We start from the raw sequence: 16,863 nt of genomic DNA, 5'->3' as shown, positions 1-16,863 counted from the left end.
TTTCACAAACTTTTGCACATTTCTTACTTTTTTTAAGGAAATTTTGAAAATTTGCCCTTCAAAATACAAAAAAGACTTCACAAACTTTACCTTCTATAAGTAAAATATGTGAAAATCTTCGGATATACAATCGGTTAAATTCTTTTTTTAAAGCGGCAGCCACTTTCTGCCAAGCGGCGAACAAGTTGGTAAAACCAATTATCTTTTGGCGAAATCCAGTTTTTCTTGATCGACAGTCGTTGTACGGAATCAAAGTTATGAGGGGGCAAACCGTCTAATAGATTATGCGATCTTGTCTGATCGTATCTAGGACGTTCTCCATAATTAAATGATTCCCCATTAGCGACCGGAATTTGCAGATCAGCTATTTCTTTAGCTTCTGTTTGCCATTGACTGATCAGCTCACCAGCTTCATCTACTATAAATTCACTATGATAATCACCAGACAAGATTTTTCGATAAAAGCCGCGTTTTCTGATTTTCTTGATCAAGCCACGATTTGTTAAACTTCGTTCAGTTGTGCGAACCTCTTTTGCTGTTATCTCATCACCTAGAAGTGCTCGATTATGATAATGCGGATCAGCGTAAAACCAATTTCTTTTTAGAATTGCCTTGATTGCTGCTTCATCTGTTTTCATCTGGTGTCTGACTCGGTATCTTTTGACATAGGCTACATTATGTTTATCCAGTTGATGACGAAATTGGTGCAACATCGTTTCAGTAGGATAACTCTTTTTGATGACTGCTTTAGACTTTCTTTTATCTGAATCGACAATTTTCAATCCATCTGGATACGCATTTTGAACGGTCTTAGAAAAAATGTTTAAAAAGGAAGCACCTGGGGCCATGTCAGGATCAAAGCAGTATTTTGAAGGAGCCATCTCCAGATCATTGCTTTCATTTAGGAAACCACCTAATTGCTGGATAACTAAACAAATCTTTTCTTTATCAGATAAACGGCTCTCTATAAAAAGTTTTTCGTATAATGGTGAACCGACCAGAAATAATTGTTTTTCTGTTTGAATGAGGAACGCTTCGTTCTCTTCTTTTAGGCTACTTTTTAAATAGTCGTTATAAGCAGAACAAGCAAAATCATCCCAGCCGTTCGCTTTTAATGTTGCTAGCTGTTCTCTTAACAAATTATCGTAAGCCGCCTGCTCTTTTCTCTCCAAAACTTGTTCCTCTCCCAGTCTAAACTTCGACATTGCACTCACCCTCTTTTGGATAGTATACCATCTGATTCTGCTTCTTAAGAAAAAAAAAGCTTTATCAATGCTGCTTTTTTAGCAGTGATTGATAAAGCTTTCTTATTCTTTTTCAATGCATTATTGACTATTTGATGTCCAAACTATTCCAAGTCTCTCCATCTATTAGTACAATTCTAAATATTGTTCTCTTTCCCACTCTGAAACAGTTTGACGAAAGGCTGCCCACTCCATTCGCTTCGCTTCTACAAAATTAGCATAAATATGCTTACCCAAAGCCTCAATCATCACTTCGTCCTTGCGAAGCTCTTTGATTGCATTGTGAAGTGTTGAAGGAAGATCATGAATTTGTGCTTCGTTCCGTTCTTCTTCGTTCATCACATAGATATTACGATCAACTGCTTCTGGCGGATCGATTTCATTTTTGATCCCATCCAATCCAGCTTGAAGAAGTACAGCCATCGATAGATACGGATTTGCTGACGGATCTACTGAACGCAATTCTAAACGTGTAGACAAACCGCGTGATTCCGGCACACGTACTAACGGTGAACGATTTCTACCACTCCAGGCAACGTATACAGGGGCTTCATAACCTGGTACTAAACGTTTGTATGAATTAACAGTCGGGTTACAAACTGCCGTATATGCACGCGCATGCTTAAGCAAACCACCTAAGAAATGATACGCTGTTTGACTTAATTGCATCGCACCCTCTTCATCATAAAAGACATTTTCATCCCCTTTGAATAATGACATATTACAATGCATCCCAGAACCACTGATCCCATAAAGCGGCTTAGGCATAAATGTCGCATGCAGCCCATGCTTACGGGCGATCGTTTTTACAACTAGTTTGAATGTTTGAATGTTGTCGCAAGCTTCAATCACATCTGCGTATTTAAAGTCGATTTCGTGCTGTCCTGGGGCTACTTCATGATGAGAAGCTTCTACTTCAAAACCTAAGCTTTCCAGTTCAAGTACGATATCTCTACGACAGTTTTCCCCGAGATCCGTTGGTGCAAAATCAAAATAGCCACCGCGGTCATTTAAATCTGTCGTTATTTTTCCATCTTCATCCAACTTAAACAAGAAAAACTCTGGTTCTGGTCCCAAATTGAATGACGTAAATCCAAGATCCTTCATATCCTTCAATGCTCGCTTCAAGTTTCCCCGAGGATCTCCTGCAAAGGGCTCTCCATCTGGATTATAAATATCACAAATCAAACGCGCAACCTTCCCGTGGTCGCTTTCCCATGGAAAAATCATCCACGTAGACAAGTCTGGGTATAAATACATATCACTTTCTTCAATCCGCACAAAACCTTCAATAGAAGAACCATCAAACATCATTTTATTATTCAACACTTTGTCTAATTGGCTCACAGGAACTTCCACATTTTTGATTGTTCCCATAATGTCTGTGAACATTAATCGTAAAAATCGAACATTTTCTTCTTCGGTTATTCGTTTGATATCTTCTACTGTGTTTTGTTTCTTCGTCATTGTCTTCCTTCACGTCCTTCATTTTTTATAGGTGCAGCAGCTATAACTTAGGTCCTCTGGATTGGAATGGATTCTGTTGAGTAAGTCCCCCTTGAGAAATAAGTTCATCGTACAAAATCTTTCGAACATCCTCATCAGTCAGTGGTTTATTTGACTCTTGAGCATGGGTTTGCTCTTCCAATTTCATTTCATAGACACGCTTGATTCCCGCCATGTTCAATCCGTCAGACAAATAATCTTTGATCTCAAGCAAAACATCGATATCATTCAGTGAATACATGCGCCGATTTCCTTCGCTTCTTTCTGGATGAATCAAATCTTGCTCTTCATAGTAACGGATTTGACGTGCGGATAAATCAGTCAGTTTCATGACTGTACCAATTGGAAAAACTGACATCGATCTTCTCAGTTCCTTCTCTCTCATATCCACCCCCCTCTCTTAGATAGGTATAGAATAGCAAGACTTTTTTCACTTGTCAATGATTTATGTAAGGTTTTCTGACATAAAATAAAAAAAGGCTCCCTGAGGATACCTTTCTTTCATTAAGTGTTGGGTAAACACTCCTAACGATTAGGAAGCAAAAACTGCAAAAATCAGATTTACGAGTGGGAAAAAACAAGCATACATGAGTAGGTGTCGACGAGAGCTCTCTTGTTTTTTTGTCAATAATTGCTGGTACAATAAATACAAATTAATGATCAAGAAAACCGAAGCACACATTAAGACTCTACTTCCAGAAGCATACATCGTAGGTGAAAACCACATAAGCATCGATGAAAAAAGTGCAGCAGAATAACTTAATCCTAAAAAGACTTTTTTTTCAGCGACACTAAGAGAATAAGCAATGATCAAACCGAAAAATACTCCCCACAACATAAATGGCAATACTGCGTTCCATAAGGATAAATTAAAGACATGACCACTCTTAAGCTGTGAAAGCAAGTCAATTTTCGTGATCAATTGAAAATTCGTAAATCGATTCGGAAAAGTGTAGATCAACAATATTAAAAATACTATATAAGCTCCTGTAACTTTAGCTAACATCTTTGTTGAATCAATTAGAACAGATACAATAAAGATAATAATGAACAGTAACAGCAGCTTGGTTTGCCAACCTTCAAACAGCCAAGAACTGCCTCGTAGCACCTTTGAAAAAGAGCTCATTTTATAAAAATCTGGCATCCACATCTTAACTTCCTGCTGTAAACGCAGCTCATTTCCTGGAGCTAATAGCATGAACGCTGCTCCTCCAATAAAAAGCGAGGTCGGCAGCAAAAGATAATAGTTTTCTTTTCTCCGCTTAAAGAAGATAATCCCATGATAGACAAGCACTACACCAATGACACATGCGATCAACTGCTCATTCGACAAAGAAAAAAGAAAGGCCGGCAATAAATAAAGCCAAACAGCTGTCTGCTTCTCTCTAAAAAAATTGTCAGCATAGGGAATCAGTGCAAATAATCCTAGCGATAACGGCCATAAATAATTAGTCGCTCCTGTAATCCAGAAAAGTGAATCCTTCATTACAAACACATTCATAAAACCTAAAGAGAAAAAGGCCAACAAAAAATTCTGACGAGAAACTTTTTCATTAAATAGACGAACTAGGGAATAACTGTATAAAAACCACGCACAAGCACTGATAACATGGTGGACAACTAATGGAGCCAGAAAAATAAGATATAACATGGTCTCTGGAAACAGCCGTGCAGACCACTCATCGTAGCGCCAGTGAAGATAATCAGGCAAACTATACTCTCTAGGAACCGTCATAAACCAACCATCATCTGTAGTAACATCAATTTTGAAATTCATAAAATATACAAGTACTAAAAGAAACAAACAACAATAAAACATCAAATTCTTTTTATTTTTCCGAATAAAAGTCTCCAACATAACCTACCACCTTACAACAAACCTTTTTATTCAGTATATCACCCCTTCAATAAAATAACTACGTCAAATAAAAAAGTTAAGTATAAAAGAACAACAATGTTCTACTACTCAACTTTTTTAGTTTATTCTTTTGTCGGTCGTAACCACCTAGAATTCTTTTTGGCAAAGCCTTTGACATGATAGACATTTCTTTCTTCATCAAAGGTATCTGATAATAATAATGTATGACGTGTCAGCTCACTTAGTTGCTGACCTTGACTGCTATCCAAATCAAACTCATAGGGTGTTAACAGCTCCATCATTTTTTCTCTGACAACACGGGTTAGATGTTCTTTTCCCAACGTGCTTTTTGCCGACATCAACACGTTAGGAAATAGCGTTGGAATAAACTCATCCTCGTCGACTTGATCACTTTTATTGTAGACTGTTAAAACCGGTATTTGCTCTAAATCAAGATCATTCAGCAGTTCCACAACGGTCTGTTCATGTTGCAGACGATCTTCTGCACCTGCATCTACGACATGCAGTAACAGATCCATACTACGACTTTCTTCTAACGTGGATTGAAAGGCTTCGATCAACTGAGTCGGCAGATCTTGAATGAATCCTACAGTATCTGTGATCGTTACAATCATTCCTTGCGGGAGCTGCCATTTTTTAGTTAATGGATCAAGTGTTGCAAATAATTGATCCTCTGAATAGGTTCCTGCAGTTGTTAACAAATTCAATATTGTTGATTTCCCTGCATTAGTATAGCCAATCAAACCAATTTGAAAAAGATCCGATGACTGGCGTTTTTGTCTGCTTCGCTCACGATGTGCAGTCACTTCTTTTAATTCACGTTTAATCGCTGTGATTTTATTTCGAATATGACGTCGATCAGATTCCAGCTTCGTTTCTCCTGGTCCTCTTGTACCAATTCCACCGCCCAGACGAGATAACTGTTTTCCTTGTCCGATCAATCTAGGCAGTAAATAATTCAACTGCGCCAACTCAACCTGCAATTTTCCTTCTTTGGAGCGAGCTCGCATCGCAAAAATGTCGAGAATCAATTGTACTCGATCAATCACTTTTATTCCCAGGGCTTCAACGATCAGTTGATTTTGTCTAGGGGTCAATTCGTGGTTAAAAATCACCAAATCTGCCTCATAGGCATCAACCAGTTGCTGTAATTCTTCCACTTTGCCCTTACCTATAACAGTCTGACGATCAATTCGCGGACGTTTTTGTGTTAAAGAAAAGACCACTTCTCCTTCTGCTGTTTTAGTCAAATTCTTTAACTCTTTCATTGAACCTTCAAAGCGAGTATAGTTTTCTTCCGTTTCTACACCAACTAATATAACTTTTTCTGTGCTTTTTTCCATTATCTATCCTTCCGAAGATTCTAACCAATCGGCAATTTCTTGTTTGAGCTCCGTCTTTGTTTCTGGACATTGAACCAAATCCCACCAGTTAGCCTTCATGCGATTTTTAAACCAAGTCAGTTGTCTTTTCGCATATCTTCTTGAATTTTGTTTTACCTGAGCAATTGCTTCTTCCAGTGTTTCTTTCCCTTCAAAATAAGGGAAAAATTCTTTATAGCCAATTCCTTGAATCGATTGTTGCGGTTGTTTTTCATACAGCTGAAGCGCTTCTTTTAAAAGCCCTGCATCAACCATACTCTCTACCCGCTGATTGATTCGTTCATATAATAGTGTACGGTCCGTTTCCAAACCAACTAAAAAATAATCATACAGGGGTTGAGGAATTTCTTTTGGTGTCAAAATACTAACGCCAGTTTTATCAAAGACTTCAAGTGCTCGAATGATCTTTTTTTGATTATTGTAATGGATACTCTCCGCTGCTTTCGGATCTTTTTGTTGAAGTAAATTCCATAATTCTTGATTTCCATGCACATGAGCAAAACGCTCATAATGCTCTCTGATCTCTGTCGACTCATCTTTAGCGCCTAATTCAAAGTCATAAAGTAACGCCTGAATATAAAGTCCAGTGCCACCAACGATGATGGGTAACTTCCCTTTTTTTGAAATCTCTTCGATTGCCAGTCGTCCTTCTTTTTGAAAGTCCGCAACTGAATAGGTTTCATCTAAATCACGACAGTCAATTAAATAATGCGGCACACCTGAGCGTTCTGTTTCAGTCACTTTGGCAGTACCGATATCTAAGCCTCTATAGACCTGCATTGAATCTCCACTGATAATTTCTCCGTTAAGCTGTTTTGCCAGCTCAATACTTAATGCAGTTTTGCCAACAGCAGTTGGTCCTGCAATGACTAATACTTTTTTTAAATTTTTCATTCTATAGTTCGTGTCTCCTCACGTATCTGTAAAGCGATTTCTGGAAAATCTGTATGAAATCCAGCAAACTGATCCTTTATACATGTCTTCATTTTCTCTTTATCATTCACAGTCCACGGTCGAACTGCTTTAGGAAAATCTGCTAATTCGTCTAAATGAGTCAGTGTCCAATCGATATTAGGATGAATACCAGTAATAAATGGTATCTCTAAAGCTAGTAGTTTTTTTCGATCAGAGCTGTTAAATATCAGTGCAATCGCTTGATTTTTTTCAATCGACCAGATTTTTTCTAAGCTGGAAAAATGAAAGCTTGAGTACATATACTCAAACGACCATAATTGTTTTTGCATAAGCTGAACCAACAATGCTTCAATTCCTTCGTAGTGGATCTTGTCTGTTTTGATTTCGATATTCAATAAACCACAAAATTTTTCCTGTTCAAGAAGCTGCAACACTTCGTTTAAGGTAGGAACTTCCTGGCTTATAGGAAACTGTTTAAACCATGATCCAGCATCTAGCTGCTTTAATTCTGCTACTGTCAAATCAGCTACTCTACCAGAGCCATCGGTCGTGCGGTCAACGGTTTCATCATGGATCACGATCAATTGATTATCTTTTGATAAATGAACATCCAACTCTATACCATCTGCTCCCACTCGAACTGCCTCTTTAAATGCAGCCAATGTATTTTCTGGATGTGTTCCTTTACTCCCACGATGGGCGATTATCTTTGTCACAGTAATCCCTCCAGTCGCACTCATTGTATCATTCCTGTTAATGAGTATCAAACAATAAAAAAACAGTTCGGCAGAAATACCGATCTGTTTTTAAGTGTTCAATGCTTTTATAAAAATTACTTTTCTGTCTGAGCAAGCTCATAAGAAACATATTTTTCAAGGCCAGCCTTGATTGTATATTTAGGTTCATAACCGATTGCTTTTATTTTTGAAATGTCCGCAAGTGAATATTTAATATCTCCTGAACGTTCTTCTAAAAATTGAACAGGCAGCTGACTGTCTAATAATTCATCTAAAGACGACACTAGATCATTTAGATCGATCGACTCACCAGTTCCGATATTATAGACTTCACCTAATGACTCTTTTGAAGTAGCAACAAGATTCAATGCTTGGACAACATCATCAACAAAAACAAAATCTCGTGATTGTGTGCCGTCACCAAACATCGTAAATGATGTTTCTTCTTTTTTTAGCAACTTTTTATAGCGATCCATCATAATAGATATCACTCCTGAATAAGGTGATTCAGGATTTTGCTTTGGTCCGTAGACATTAAAGAAACGAACTGCACTTGTTGGGATTTGATATAAATGATAATAATCCACGACATATTTTTCTGCAGCAAACTTATCGATCGCATAAGGTGTTAATGGACGGATCACTGATTCTTCCTGTTTTGGCAAAGTAGGCTCATCGCCATATACTGCCGCTGAAGAAGTAAATACCAAACGTTTCAATTTAGGCTGATTGACTTTGATCAATTCTAACAAGTGAAAGACACTGTCAAAATTTACTTGGTGCGTTTCCACCGGTCGCTCAACAGAATCTGCGACACTAGCAACTGCTGCCAAATGAAAAATGTAATCAAATTGATTGTTTTTCAACAATTCACTCATTAGCTGAACATCTGTAACAGATCCTTCAATAAATCGAATATTATCAGAGAGATCCAAATTGCTTTTATTTCCCATCGATAGATCATCTACTATGGTCACCTTGTGGTCTTTACAATAGAAATTTGCTAAGGTAGAGCCGATAAAACCTGCACCACCTGTAATCAATATATTATTCATTTATACGTAACTCCTAGCTTAATATAGAATAATGACACGACTTCCATAACATTCTTAGTTTATCATGGTTTTTGAGCAAGGTCTACTTTAAATACGAAAGCAGCTCTTAACCAGTTGCCTTTTGGATAGAATAAGAGGCTGGGACAGAAACGTTTAACCCCGAGAAATAAGCTGGAATTCACGAAAATTGTTCTTCAAATTTTTGTGAATTCCAGCTTATTTCCGAAGGGGTTGTTTCTGCTTCCGCCGTTTATTCGGATGTCAAGTGACTAGATTGTCACCCATAGAGTTATGTCCCAGACTCTATCCTACTAAAATTTAGGGAAAACAGTCGATTATTTTTCCGTTGCTACCTCTACGACTGATTTCTTTTCTTTTTTGGCCTGCTTGATTAATTCAATGATTTCATTATTATGCATTTTATCTGGATCGATATCCGCAGCTTTTAACGCTTTGCGGGCATTTTCAATTTCTGCATCGTCAATTTTTTCAATGTCTTGCTTCTTTAAATAGTCAGAAAGGGACTGCCCGCTTTTTTCGATTTCAGCTGCCATCGCTTGGATATCTTGGTCTGTAAACAGTGTACTATCCACACCAGCCTGTTCGATCTTTTCTCTATAAGCTGCCAGTTCATCCATACTCATTGTAACAGCGTCATAACTGTATGAGGTCTCCGTCACATCAGTATGATCGATTACGCTGGATTTACTGAAGGCATCTGCACTTTGACTTTGTGAGGAACCTGTATTATAAACCTTCTTTGTTTCTTCGTTTTTATCATTCATGTTGATAAACATCACGATCCCTACTGCAAGAATGATCACGGAGAATAAAACGAACAGTTTTTTATTTTTCATAAGTTCCCCTCTATTCTACTTGTCGATTGCAACTGCCATTTTATTAGGGCTGTATGAAAGAGCAACCGTTCCTTCGCTGACCCACATCGTTCCGTAGATTGGATCAGTTACATGGAAACTATTTCCATCAAATCCTGTAATCAACCATACGTGTAAATTTGCAACTTTCAATGAGCCGTAGTACGTACCATCGATAATCGGTGCTGCTAGATATGGATAGGTTCCCCATACAACAAGAGGATTGCCTTTCATTAGTTCTTCTTTAAATTGAGCTGTACCAACACCACTGATATCTCTCGAATTTGGAGCATATCTTTTAGCATACGGCGTGAATGCTCTTGGATAGATTGTATGGAAACCATACTTATCTGTCGGATGTCCATTAAATCCTTCATGAGGATTTCCCCAAGATGGAACTTTAGGAACTGCCTCTGTCACTTGATGAATATTCTGACCATGAGTAGCACCAAGATACGCTAATGCCATATATAGAGAAAACTCCTCACAGCCATTAGGATATCCCATCGCCATTTGATTATAGTAAGGAACATTCATAAATGTTTTTTGTCCTTTGTTTGTAGCAGTGACAATGTTTTTATTCGCAGTCACATAGCCATAAGGGGTTTCTAGGATTGGGTATCCATTTTGATCGAGTACTCGTTTCTTAACATTAATAACTGTTCCAGCAGAAATGTCATTTCCTCTGCGTAATGAACGGTCAGTATAATAATGATTGGTTTTTAGTTCTACTCGTTTAGGTGCGTCCATATAATAATTGCCCATACCTGCTGGAGCTTTTTTATAGTTATTAGAAACTGCTGGTCCATTTAACATTTTTCTGACTAAAACGATATCAAAAGCTTCCATTCGGAAACGATAGCCGGAAGTTCCGCTGATTCCACCATTTTTATTCCAGCCTAGCCAACCAAAGTATTCAGCATGTGTCCGATAATATACATCAAAATGTTTTGCCAGCTCGCCTGTTAAACGAATATCATAAGCCTCTACACGCTTAGATTGACCGGTGGTTCCACTTAACTGATTGTTTGATACATAACTCTGCCAGCCTTTATCTTGGACATGCGTTCTATATTCTACGCCGCCGGAAACTGGTGCGTTTTCAATTTTTATCTTGATTGCTTCAACTCGTTTACTTTGTCCCATCGAACCATTTGTTTGACCATTTTTACTTGGTGCTTGCCAACCTTTATCTTGGACATGGCTTTGATAGACAATATCAGGTTTTTTGTATTGGACAAAGTAGCGCTTAACCGATCCTGGAGCTGCTGCTCCTTTTTTGACTAATCTAACTTCAACTGATTCTAATTGATAGCTAAATCCTGCTGTCCCAGCGTTTTGACCATTACTAGTCCAGTCCAGCCAACCAAAATTTTTCGCATGTACGCGATAATAAACGTCGAAATGCTGCGCAAGCTCGCCTGTCAAACGGATACTCAATGCTTCCATTCGTTTTGATTGCTTTACAGTTCCTGTAATGGTGTTGTTCGCTACATAATTTTGCCAGCCGATATCTTGAACATGACTTCGATATTCAATTCCTCCTGAAACGGGCAGATTGTCTACTGCGATTTTCATTGCTTCCATTCGTTTCGATTGACCCGTAGTTCCGCTTAATTGACCATTAGACTTTACACCCTGCCAGCCAATATCTTGAATGTGACTTTGGTATTTTATATTTGGCTTTTTAAATTGCACAAAAGGACGAGTTGTTTTTCCAGGAGCCGCCTGACCTTTGGCTACCAATTGAACTTGTATTCCTTTGACTTCATATGAAAAAGCCGACGTACCAGAAGATTGTCCATTTGCGGCCCAATCCAACCAGCCGAAATTTTGAACCTGTACCCTATAATAAACATCATATGTTTCTTTAAGTGCACCAGTTAATTGGATCTGAACAGCTTCTAGTCGTTTACCAGGTACACCACTCACAGCATTCACATCAACAAAATTTTGCCAGCCAACATCTGCTACATGAGCACGGTATTGAATACTGCCTTGTTCCCCTTCAACTCCGTCTAGTCCAATTTTTATTGATTCGATCCGCCCGTCAGATAAGACGGCTGCAGCACCATCTTCTTGATCAGGTTGCCATCCTTGCTTGTCATTATAAATGGAGTACTTAACTTTAAGAGCTGTACTTCTTTTTTCTTGGTTAGCACTATCTTCTGTCACCTCAGCCTTATTAGCGCTTTCACTTTCTGTTGAGCTAATTTGAGTTGACTCTGTGCTTGAACTTTCAATTGTTTGTTGTGATTCACTGGTTGATTCTGTTTGATATTCCTCTCTAGTACTAATGGTTGTGCTAGTAGATACTTCTTCTGAAAAAACTATAGTTGGCATAAAAATAACTGTCGTTATCATACCGATGAGAAAATACCCCAATTTCTTTTTCAACTTTTCCACCCCTTATCTTTCAATAGAATCATTGTAACAAAGTTGACTCTTTTTGTCCACGAATATATTTATTTCTTAAAGTGTTTTATAAACGTCTAAATAACTGTTTTAAAATTCTTTATTTATACAAAAAAAGATTGAAAACCAATAATATAAATCAGCTTTCAATCTTTGTTTCAACGGAAATAAATAACAATTATCTATGTTCCTTTTAATAATCCTCGAAATTCATTAAAACTTTGGATCATTTTTTTATAATTAACTAAAAGATAAATCAAATAGCATACCGCATAGACTCCTGTACTGATAAAGCTACCGCCAAAGAATAGATTGCTTAAAATAAACAGGACGGTCAGCAGTGTTTCTAAAACCATTGATTGGACCACACGAATGTTCATTGATTTACACAAAAATAATTCTGCAAAATTACATCTAAAGGCTAAACTGATCAAAATAAGTCCCACTGCCCAAGTTAAATTACCAAAAACAAAGATGATAATAATCGACAAAATCAACGACAGTGATAAGGTAGACACATTAACGAATAAGATCGTCTTTTCTTTTCGCAAGGCTTTTAGATACGTATTGATCAATAAAGACATTCTGCCTTCATAAATAATGATTGGGAACAAGATCCCCATAAACTTCAAGCTTTCTGCATAATCGGGCAACCAGATCGCTAAAACATATTTTGCAGGAACATAGAAAAGCAATATCGCATACGTAATCGGAACAAATAAATTTCTTAGTGTTACAAAGAGAGTCGGTAGCTTCTCCTGATTCGTTCTTCTAAGTAATGGAAACATCACTACACCGACTGCATTGACAAAGGTCAAAAACATATTGGAAATACTTAAAGTGAACGAAAGCTTCCCAAACGTTTCAATGGTCCATTTTTTTTCAACAAAGAAACGAATCGTTCCAATAATCAACATACTTGCGATACTGCTGATCATTAGCTTGCTGCCGATATTGATATTATCAATAATTTCCGGTAAAACATTTTTTAAACGTATCAACTTTACACTAAGCATATCTTTGATGCGATACATTCCCCAGATTGTCATGATCAATCTAGAGAGAATATCCATCGAAATCAGCCAGAAGAAGTTACGTCCGCCCATAAGAAGGTATACTCCGATAAACACGACATACAGGTAGCGGTCAGTTCTCGATAGTTGAGCATACTCTTTGATGCGGTTTGTCGATTGAAAAATGAAAAGAATAAACGTCTTTGCGATTGTAATCAGGGAAACGACTGCTGTCAGAATTAAAATCAATGTTTTGTTGCTTGGTGGTAAAAAGAAAAACGCCCATAGGATCACAACTGACGACACGATCGTCTCAAAAAATGCCAGATACCAAAACTGTGACCCTAAATTTCGTTTATCCAACTGATCATATTCTTCTCCACCGATTTTCAAATAAATACCATCGATCCAGCCTAGATGAAAAAAACCAACATAGGATGAATAGAAAACATATAACTGCCAGTAACTATATTCCCGAACTCCAAGTAATTTAGGGACAAATAGGTTTAACAATACAGAAATTCCTAAAGTAGCGAAATTGGCTGCAACTGTGTAATATAGATTTTTTATGACGGACTTGGCCTTTTCGTTCATGATAAATTCCTCTTATTTTCTCATTTAGTCTAAACAAACCCCACAACAAACTACTAGTGAACAAGCCACCGTGACACTCTAGAAGTACTGCTCACTTCTTAAAAAAAATTAGCGAACCAACCTTCGAATTGATACTTATGTGTGATAGCTTCTGGAAGTGATACCATAGGTGTATGTAGAAACGCTGCAATATCCTGATGATTTTCATCCGTTAAAACAAATATGTTCTCAGGACGATAAAAATCTAACTCCTGTACATTCAGATTATTCGTAATCAGTTTTTTATTAAGGAACAATGCTTCCAGCGGTCTAAGCGAAATCCCTTGTTGATCACTTTGAACTATATCCAAAATAGCCTTTGTGTTTCCTTCATAATTAATCAATTCACTGTAAGGCAGTGCAGGCTTATAGGCATAATCTGTGCGAGAATTTTTAGATGAATCCACAACATAGATAAGCGGATTCAATTGCTGGCTGATGAAATAGTCTTCCAGCTCCAATAAAAGTGTTAAGCGTTCTTTATCAACACCGATAAAACAAACATCAGAGTGGTAACTATCGTCATGTTTAGTAACATTCAGTTTCATTTGATCTATAAACTGGTTGTTCGGATGCATGCCGTAATTTTCACAATCACTTTTATCAAATGACCATAATTCACAGTTCAATCCAGAATAAAAAGAAACGGGTGTGTCCTTGGCAACAGGATTGCTATACCAAACAGCAATCCGAATATCAGGAAATTTTCGATTTAAATACTTGATAAGCGGACGAGAGAAAAAATGGGCATTTAACAAAACAAAGTCAATATCCTTTAATTTTTTCTTCCAGCTGCCATATTGATAAGAAGCCAATTGTAAATTTAGCTTCTTATCGATATAGTTAAACAATTTAACTATAAGCGTTCGTTTTTCAAAATATTTTTCAACGTGAATCCCTAATTTTTGTGCATCTGCTGAAAACAAAACAGATTTTTCGTCTAAAGTAATAATCATCATGCGATTATAGTCCATTGATCTCAGACTCCTTTATTTCCAATAAAAAGTATATGGATGATGTGTCACTCGCTCAGATTCCGGTGGTAATTCCATATAATTTCCATAGCGCAAAGTCAAAAACTTTTCACGGTCTTTGATTGCTCGAACTTTTTTTCCAGCAAATAGAATATCCTCATATTCCTTAAACCACTCTGTTGGGAAAATTCCCCATTCCTCGTCTATAAACTCGATATAGCCACAAATTGAGGCGTCTTCAAAAGGATAGCTAGTCATTTCGCTCATGAGCAAGTTTCTCCAATGACTGTAATTTCCTTGCTTCAACAGCTTACGGTATTTTGGGTAATATAAAACCCTTTTACCATACGCCTTCCATCTTGTTTTTGAAATTGCATATGAAGCATTCAGTGTTGCTAGCATATTATCTAGATATAACATACAACGTTCACCGAAATTTTTCCGTTCAGAATCTTCAGTTGGAAATCCATCAATCGGGAAAATATCCACAAAAACACCCAGCTCAGGATCTTCACTGTGATAAAACTGCTTGGTTTTCATGCAGGTTCTTTTGTCTACTAATTTTGCAAACGGATAACGATACTCTTTTCTAGTTTCCAAACTCAATAATAGATACGTTTCATCCTCAGCTAAAAGTTTGATCAAACGGTCGTAATTGGGACGAGTCAGGACGATATCTAAATCATCGTCCCAAGGAATATAGCCTTGGTGTCTCTGTGCCCCAATCAAGCTACCATAATAAACAGAATATTCAATTTCATTTTTCCGGCAAATCTGATCAATGTGTACAAGCATCTCGACCCCGACCGCTTGAATTTCATCAATAGTCAATTCTTTCATATCTATAGTTCACTCGTTTCCAGTTCATTTTTTGAATTCAATCTACCAATATATAGGAAGAACAACATTGCGCCTAGTCTTGTTACTAATACAACATCTGGAATCAAACATGCAGATATCAAGATCGTCAAGACGATTAAACATTGAAATAGATAATCTAAATAATTAGTTCTGTTCATTTTAAATAATGTGATGATTGCTTTGATCATATTATATAAAACGAAAAGAACAAATGGAACTGTCCCAATAAGTCCTGTTGTTGCCAACAAGAAGAAGAAAAAGTTATGTGGTGTCTGCTCTTTTTGAGATATCCACGAATGAGGTAAATTTTTCTGAGCGTACTGTAACAGTCCTTTTGGCGAAGGCCCAATCAGTGGCTTAGTCTTAAATATTTCAACCGCACTGTTCCATAGTTTAAAACGGCTATTAGAAATATCTGAATCTTCACCTGTATCCGGACGATCTAAAGAGATATCGTCTTTCCCATCAGTCGTTTTTATTACAATTACTTTACTAACCGCTTCTGCTGTGACAACCGATACTTTTTGAGTGATATCCATCGTAAAATAAAGCGTCATTACAGCTAATAACGCAAGGACAGCTGAAAGTACCAAACGTTTTAAAAGAGCCATCGCTTTCTTAGTATAGTAAAAATAGAAAAATACCCATAAAATAGTAATCGCCATAATTTCGATCATTGCTGTTCTTGAGCCAGAAAGAACAACAAAGAAGAACGCGAAAACTAAATTGACAATCAAGAAGCCTTTGAATAGTTTTGATTTAGCTTCTTTTAATAGATGAAAAGAGAAACAAATTGAAACTACAGAAATCGTTGCAGAATAATTTGGATCTACAAACACACCATACAAACGATTTTCAAAGAATCCCATTCGAATCCCATAATACAATTTATCCAATGGCATCGTATATTGGAACTGAACGAAAAACATTCCCAATGAGATCACTAGTAAGATAAACCAAGTAAACACCAACACTTTTTCTACCCATGAAAACAGCGCTTTGGGATTTTTTTTCCCAACTTCATAAACTACAAAGAAAAAAAGAACTTCCCATATTATTAACTTAACATTGGCCACTAACCCTGTTGGTGCATTTGCAACCGAGGTTACTATCAACGCCAAAGTAAATAGTAGTAATAAAATGCTTGGTTTCTCGCGTTTTTTTACCCAATCAAGCCCATTGCGAATAAATAATAATCCACCTACTAATGAAATAATAGCAAAAATAAAGCTGTCAACTTTTGATGGTATCAGGCTATAGGTACTGATCATACGTACAATTAACATAAACTCCCAAATGAGAATAAAAGGTATTTCTACCTTATCAAGTATTTCATTAGCTTTTTTCATCATTAACCCTATCTCCTTAGCTCAC

At 37.1% G+C, this 16,863-nt stretch carries 14 protein-coding genes; all 14 read right to left on the bottom strand.

Annotated elements, in window-relative coordinates; genetic code table 11:
• Nucleotides 1–134: 134 nt before the first annotated feature.
• Nucleotides 135–1,205, bottom strand: a complete 1,071-nt coding sequence (locus BCR25_RS00720; RefSeq protein WP_069661688.1) for a DUF3114 domain-containing protein — start codon at nucleotides 1,203–1,205, stop codon at nucleotides 135–137.
• 165 nt (nucleotides 1,206–1,370) lie between these two features.
• Nucleotides 1,371–2,711: a type I glutamate--ammonia ligase gene (gene glnA / locus BCR25_RS00715; RefSeq protein ID WP_069661687.1), complete on the bottom strand. Its 1,341-nt coding sequence runs from the start codon at nucleotides 2,709–2,711 to the stop codon at nucleotides 1,371–1,373.
• 40 nt (nucleotides 2,712–2,751) lie between these two features.
• Entirely contained in the window at nucleotides 2,752–3,135 is a 384-nt protein-coding gene (locus BCR25_RS00710; protein ID WP_069661686.1) for a MerR family transcriptional regulator, read from the bottom strand.
• Between the two features lie 147 nt (nucleotides 3,136–3,282).
• On the bottom strand, nucleotides 3,283–4,608 hold the full coding sequence (locus BCR25_RS00705; RefSeq protein WP_069661685.1) for a DUF6056 family protein: 1,326 nt from the start codon (nucleotides 4,606–4,608) through the stop codon (nucleotides 3,283–3,285).
• A gap of 122 nt (nucleotides 4,609–4,730) precedes the next feature.
• Entirely contained in the window at nucleotides 4,731–5,972 is a 1,242-nt protein-coding gene (gene hflX, locus BCR25_RS00700) for a GTPase HflX (protein WP_069661684.1), read from the bottom strand.
• Nucleotides 5,973–5,975: 3 nt separating this feature from the next.
• A complete protein-coding gene (miaA, locus tag BCR25_RS00695; protein WP_069661683.1) occupies nucleotides 5,976–6,905 on the bottom strand; it encodes a tRNA (adenosine(37)-N6)-dimethylallyltransferase MiaA in 930 nt (309 codons plus the stop codon).
• Entirely contained in the window at nucleotides 6,902–7,642 is a 741-nt protein-coding gene (locus BCR25_RS00690) for a glycerophosphodiester phosphodiesterase (protein WP_069662112.1), read from the bottom strand. Before BCR25_RS00690 ends, miaA begins: the two co-directional genes overlap by 4 nt.
• A gap of 116 nt (nucleotides 7,643–7,758) precedes the next feature.
• Nucleotides 7,759–8,718 (bottom strand): NAD-dependent epimerase/dehydratase family protein, encoded by a 960-nt coding sequence (locus tag BCR25_RS00685; protein ID WP_069661682.1) that lies wholly within the window; start codon nucleotides 8,716–8,718, stop codon nucleotides 7,759–7,761.
• 335 nt (nucleotides 8,719–9,053) lie between these two features.
• Nucleotides 9,054–9,575, bottom strand: coding sequence for a hypothetical protein (locus BCR25_RS00680; protein ID WP_069661681.1), 522 nt, complete (start codon nucleotides 9,573–9,575; stop codon nucleotides 9,054–9,056).
• A gap of 15 nt (nucleotides 9,576–9,590) precedes the next feature.
• The gene (locus BCR25_RS00675) at nucleotides 9,591–11,990 is read right to left on the bottom strand and encodes a C39 family peptidase (RefSeq protein WP_069661680.1); all 2,400 of its coding nucleotides are present in this window, start codon (nucleotides 11,988–11,990) and stop codon (nucleotides 9,591–9,593) included.
• 200 nt (nucleotides 11,991–12,190) lie between these two features.
• The gene (locus tag BCR25_RS00670; protein WP_069661679.1) at nucleotides 12,191–13,615 is read right to left on the bottom strand and encodes a lipopolysaccharide biosynthesis protein; all 1,425 of its coding nucleotides are present in this window, start codon (nucleotides 13,613–13,615) and stop codon (nucleotides 12,191–12,193) included.
• Between the two features lie 98 nt (nucleotides 13,616–13,713).
• Nucleotides 13,714–14,628: a WaaS/CpsH family glycosyltransferase gene (locus BCR25_RS00665; protein ID WP_069661678.1), complete on the bottom strand. Its 915-nt coding sequence runs from the start codon at nucleotides 14,626–14,628 to the stop codon at nucleotides 13,714–13,716.
• 15 nt (nucleotides 14,629–14,643) lie between these two features.
• Nucleotides 14,644–15,468, bottom strand: coding sequence for a LicD family protein (locus tag BCR25_RS00660; protein WP_069661677.1), 825 nt, complete (start codon nucleotides 15,466–15,468; stop codon nucleotides 14,644–14,646).
• A 2-nt stretch (nucleotides 15,469–15,470) separates the two neighbouring features.
• Nucleotides 15,471–16,841 (bottom strand): O-antigen ligase family protein, encoded by a 1,371-nt coding sequence (locus tag BCR25_RS00655; protein ID WP_083242550.1) that lies wholly within the window; start codon nucleotides 16,839–16,841, stop codon nucleotides 15,471–15,473.
• Between the last annotated feature and the right edge of the window lie 22 nt (nucleotides 16,842–16,863).

Source organism: Enterococcus termitis (assembly GCF_001730305.1).
In the GTDB taxonomy this organism is placed as follows: domain Bacteria; phylum Bacillota; class Bacilli; order Lactobacillales; family Enterococcaceae; genus Enterococcus_L; species Enterococcus_L termitis.
Note: the sequence above shows the minus strand (reverse complement) of the source record. Positions and strands in the feature narration are given on the sequence as shown.